The organism is Endozoicomonas sp. (assembly GCF_051008435.1).
Classification (GTDB): domain Bacteria; phylum Pseudomonadota; class Gammaproteobacteria; order Pseudomonadales; family Endozoicomonadaceae; genus Endozoicomonas_A.
In genome coordinates this window covers 1-5,114 of the sequence record NZ_JBPCXO010000094.1, presented here as the reverse complement: position 1 = coordinate 5,114, position 5,114 = coordinate 1, and the positions used below count along the sequence as shown (strand labels likewise).

Genomic DNA, 5,114 nt, shown 5'->3' with positions numbered 1-5,114 from the left:
TTGATCTTCTGCGTCTGTTTTACCCTTCTTTGGTGAATAGCAAAAAATCAAAACCCTATTCTGTAGGTTTCATGCATTCAGGAGGTGAGAAACCTCTCTCTAATCAAGAAATCACGGATTCAGGACTACGAGAAAATCGTACGATTTCAGAACCTACAGATGTGCGGAAATCGCTTTATATCATGCTTTGGGCAAGCTGCCTGAGCCTGAAATGACCCACAGATTTTACTGACGAGGCAAAAAATAACCCGTACAAATAATTGTACGGGTTATTAATTTTCTAACAAGATAGCTAACTTAATTATTTAATTAATTAAGATTACGCCCTTTATTAGCTGCAATTCTCAGTCTTAATGCATTGAGCTTGATGAACCCTTCTGCATCGGCCTGATCATAAGCGCCGGCATCGTCTTCAAAAGTAGCAATATTCTCATCAAACAGAGAGTCTTCCGATTGGCGACCTACAACACTGACACTGCCTTTATAAAGCTTGAGGCGTACGATACCATTCACACATTCCTGACTTTCGTCGATCATCTTCTGTAACATCTCACGCTCAGGAGACCACCAGTAACCGTTATAAATCAGTTTCGCATACTTTGGCATCAGCTCATCTTTCAAATGCGCCACTTCTCTGTCCAAAGTAATGGATTCAATCGCACGGTGAGCCTTCAGCATGATGGTTCCACCGGGCGTTTCATAACAACCACGGGACTTCATGCCTACATAACGATTCTCAACAATATCCAGACGTCCCACGCCGTTTTCTCCACCGATTTTGTTTAAATAAGTGAGTACCGTCGCGGGTGTCATTTCCTGACCATCAATGGCAACAATGTCACCTTTGTTGTAGGTCAGTTCCAGATACAGAGGCTGATCCGGGGCATTTTCCGGAGCAACGCTCCAACGCCACATTTCCTCTTCAGCTTCTGCCCAGGGGTCTTCCAGAATACCGCCCTCATAGGAGATATGCAGCAGGTTGGCATCCATAGAATAAGGGGACTTACCTTTCTTCTTCTCAACCTGGATACCATGCTCATCGCAGTATGCCAGCAGCTTTTCACGGGAGTTCAAATCCCACTCACGCCACGGGGCAATGACTTGCACACCCGGTTTCAGGGCATAAGCACCCAACTCAAAACGCACCTGATCATTACCTTTACCGGTAGCACCATGGGAAATGGCATCAGCGCCAGTTTCATTAGCGATTTCTATCAGTCTTTTGGAAATCAGGGGTCGAGCAATAGAAGTCCCCAGCAAATACTCGCCTTCATAAACAGTATTGGCTCTGAACATTGGGAACACGAAGTCTCGGACAAACTCTTCCCGCAGGTCTTCTATATAGATATCTTTGATGCCCAGCGCTTCAGCCTTGGCTCTGGCCGGCTCCACTTCTTCACCCTGACCCAGGTCAGCGGTGAATGTCACCACTTCGCATTCGTAGGTATCTTCCAGCCATTTGGCAATTACCGAGGTATCCAGTCCGCCAGAATAAGCCAGTACGACTTTTTTAATCTCTTTCACCGAGCACTCCCAATTCCCGATACGGTAAACCTGATTTCCGCAAGAGTATTGATGATCGAAACATAAAAATCAATATTTATTCAAGAAATCAACATATAAATTCAACAAAGCTTAAATTAAAAGCCATCTGCCTCCATGGGTCTGATTCGGAAAGAACCCATCGAGCTTCGGATAGCCGTAGCGCGGCACATTATTCTCGAATACAACCTTATTTTCTAGCCCGGTTGCTTATCTGAATGCCAAGCTTCTCATTTAAATGCTCTGTATCTTCAACCCTGATGAAAAAGTAAGCACTTTAAAGTCCACGCCAAGGCCAAAAGGGTTATCCACATGGGAAATATCACTACCAAGGCAACGTGATTTTAGATACGATGCCAACCATTGAAGAGAGTCCCCACAACTCTCGACCAATTCCACCTTATTCACGTGCTTTTTTGATCACCCTTTGCTGTATTTAACGGACCGTGACCAAAACACGTTTAGACTGTTGCTATCCAGCAGTCACTCTTTCTTCTCTGGAACAGGTACTCTTCAGAAGATGACACAACAGCTCACCCTGACTCGCCCTGACGACTGGCATATCCACCTGAGAGATGACGCCGCCCTGGCCGAAACTGTCCGTTCTGCAGCCAGAAACTTCACTCGCGCCATCATTATGCCAAACCTGCGTCCACCCGTACTGAATGCGGATGATGCTGCAGCCTACAAGGCAAGGATTCTTGAGCATATTCCTGCTGGCAGTCAGTTTGAGCCCCTGATGACCCTGTACCTGACGGATAACACTACGCCGGAAATGGTCCGGGAAGCCAAAACCAGAGGCGATGTCAAAGCACTGAAGCTCTACCCAGCGGGTGCTACGACTAACTCTGATTCCGGTGTAACCGACATCAGTAATATTGAAAAAAGTCTGGAAGCCATGGCTGAAGTAGGCCTGCCACTGCTGGTTCATGCTGAAGTGACTGACCCGGATATTGATATCTTCGATCGGGAGAAAGTCTTCATCGACCGATACCTGAAAGATATCACCACTCGCCATCCCGAGCTGAAAGTGGTGATGGAACACATCACAACAGCGGATGCCGTTGAATTTGTCAAAAGCAGTCATAGCAAAGTAGCGGCCACCATTACGGCCCACCATTTGCTGTATAATCGAAACGATATGCTGGTTGGCGGCATTCGCCCCCATTATTACTGCCTGCCGATTCTCAAGCGTAATATTCATCAGCAGGCTTTGCTGGAGGCTGCAACCAGTGGTAACCCCAAATTCTTCCTGGGTACCGACTCTGCACCTCATACCATAGATGCCAAAGAAACGTCCTGTGGTTGCGCAGGTTGCTACACCGCTCCAGCTGCACTGGAACTCTACACTGAAGCCTTTGAAAGCATGAATGCACTGGATAAACTGGAAGGGTTTGCCAGCCATTTTGGTCCAGATTTTTATGGTCTACCCAGAAACCAGACGTCCGTGACCCTGATTAAGGAAGAGTGGCAATTGCCAGAGTCCATCCCTCTGGGAGACAATCAGGTTGTACCCCTGCGTGCAGGTGAAACTCTGAGCTGGCGATTACAGCTTCAGGACTGACACTGATTACAGGAAAGTCTGGTACATCTGTCTCTCAGGCTTTCCCATTACACTGAATGAATTAAGGAGATTCCGTGGTCGATGATAGCCACCTGATGGCCAACCGCTTTCGTGGTTTTTTACCCGTTGTGGTGGACGTGGAAACCGGAGGTTTCAATTCCGCCACCGATGCTCTGCTGGAAATAGCAGCTGTAGTCATTGAAATGGATGAAAGCGGCTATGTTCACCCCAGCAAGCCACAATCTTTTCACATCAAGCCTTTTGAAGGCGCCAATATTGAGCCTGCTGCCATCGAGTTCATCGGTGTTGATCCTTTTCACCCGCTTCGTATAGCCACTGAAGAAGAACAGGCACTGAATGGAATCTTCAAGACAGTACGAAAAGAAGTAAAAAAGCAGGGCTGCAACCGTGCCGTTCTGGTTGGCCACAACGCATCATTTGATCTTGGCTTTGTCATGGCTGCGGCGGCACGCTGCGATATCAAGCGCAATCCGTTCCACCCGTTCTCCTGCTTTGATACAGCAACTCTGTCAGGACTAGCTTACGGCCAGACAGTTCTGGCCAGAGCTTGCGAAGCAGCAGACATTCATTTCGATAAAGGTGAAGCCCACTCCGCACGCTATGACACAGAAAAAACAGCCGAGCTGTTTTGCTCTATTGTCAATCGCTGGAAGGACCTGGGCGGCTGGTTGTAATTCTTCTTTTTCAGAATCATGCCTGATAGCCATTTTGCGACTCAGGCAGCACCCTTCTCAACCCTTGCATTCCAAGGCATTGCAACACAAAACACTTTTCAATAAGATTCGTTCTAAGTATTTCCGGCAACAATAATGGACAACTGCCGGCTACACAGGATGGTCTCAGATGTTAAAACGCCTCTTCGCTTCCAGAAAACGCCCTTACCTTGTTAATGGTGATAACTGGGAAAAAATCCGGATAGATCTTTCTGGCAATATCCTCACGATGGAATTACCTCCTCACCATAACTCTTATGGCTTTGGTGGAGATACTTCCACGGGTGAACAAAAACCGTCAAAACAAGTCAATATTTACTCTCCAGATGACTATTGGTCAGATAAGATTGAAGAAGACGAAGGTATGGCTTGGCGGCGAGAAGGTTACGCTGTAAAACCACTGCTAAAAAAAGAATGGGAGTTTAGTGGGTCAATTTGGAGAGGGCGACCTCTTGGCTCAACAACCATCACGATGATGCTTTGCCATCATGAAACCCTTCCTGAAACCATGAGTTACTTTAACCCTGAAGATCTTGAGAAAATTGCGATCAGAGCAGCTTACTTTTGGGCATTAGAAGCAACTAGTTTCAAACAACCACGAACCCCTGTTAACTGGCGAGTGATTAACAAACCATTAGCCCCCTGGGTGTTTTATGAAATGCACAATGGTATTCAGGGAGATCCTGAAAACACTACCGACTTTGCATGTATTCGATGCAGTTTAATAATCCCGATCGCCAGAGATTATTGCCTGAGAGTTTACTTCAGGTATTCAGGATACACTCCTGTAAGTCAAAGCCTGTTTTACATGAACAGAATTCGTAACCAAGTTATTGATAGTGCTCATATGGAATACAGCCCAGGTCAGAAACAACACATTTCCGAGCTGCGTAAAACATATCCAAATAGTGCTATTAGAGAAGAACTAAAGCCAATGAGTTGGAGTTTTCCAGAGTGGCGAGATGGAGATAGTGAAGCAGGCGAACCCAGCCGGGTTATCACTATCCCCGGAACTCGAGCACCAACACTTTAAATAACTGAAATCAAGGAAGTAATTTTAATGGATCAAGGACTTATCGGTTATAGACGTCTATTCCCCAATGAAAGCCTATCTCTTTATCACATCTCTACACCCAAGAACTGGCGTGCTATGCGCCAGCCTTCAACGCAGGTCTGTAATTTTGCCCACCCCTTCCAAACTGCCAGCCAACCGGGGCGACCTGTGTGCTTGGAATTGCTCCAACCACCCAGCTTGGCGATGGTTTGAAATAACC

The 5,114-nt window shown here is 46.6% G+C and carries 5 protein-coding genes; 4 read left to right on the top strand and 1 reads right to left on the bottom strand.

What is annotated here, in order from left to right; translation table 11 throughout:
• Positions 1-215 (top strand): hypothetical protein (locus ACR2PX_RS04225; protein WP_433998115.1); only part of this gene is annotated, 215 nt, incomplete at its 5' end.
• Between the two features lie 94 nt (positions 216-309).
• Here ACR2PX_RS04225 and ACR2PX_RS04220 read toward each other — a convergent pair.
• A complete protein-coding gene (locus tag ACR2PX_RS04220; RefSeq protein WP_433998114.1) occupies positions 310-1,524 on the bottom strand; it encodes an argininosuccinate synthase in 1,215 nt (404 codons plus the stop codon).
• A gap of 538 nt (positions 1,525-2,062) precedes the next feature.
• Between ACR2PX_RS04220 and pyrC the strand changes: the two genes are divergently transcribed.
• The 3 genes from pyrC to ACR2PX_RS04205 all read left to right on the top strand — a co-directional run bounded on the left by pyrC (position 2,063) and on the right by ACR2PX_RS04205 (position 4,873).
• Complete coding sequence (pyrC, locus tag ACR2PX_RS04215; RefSeq protein WP_433998113.1) at positions 2,063-3,106, top strand: dihydroorotase; 1,044 nt, start codon at positions 2,063-2,065, stop codon at positions 3,104-3,106.
• A gap of 95 nt (positions 3,107-3,201) precedes the next feature.
• Positions 3,202-3,801: a ribonuclease T gene (gene rnt, locus ACR2PX_RS04210; protein ID WP_433998116.1), complete on the top strand. Its 600-nt coding sequence runs from the start codon at positions 3,202-3,204 to the stop codon at positions 3,799-3,801.
• 169 nt (positions 3,802-3,970) lie between these two features.
• Positions 3,971-4,873: a hypothetical protein gene (locus ACR2PX_RS04205; protein WP_433998112.1), complete on the top strand. Its 903-nt coding sequence runs from the start codon at positions 3,971-3,973 to the stop codon at positions 4,871-4,873.
• Positions 4,874-5,114 lie beyond the last annotated feature (241 nt).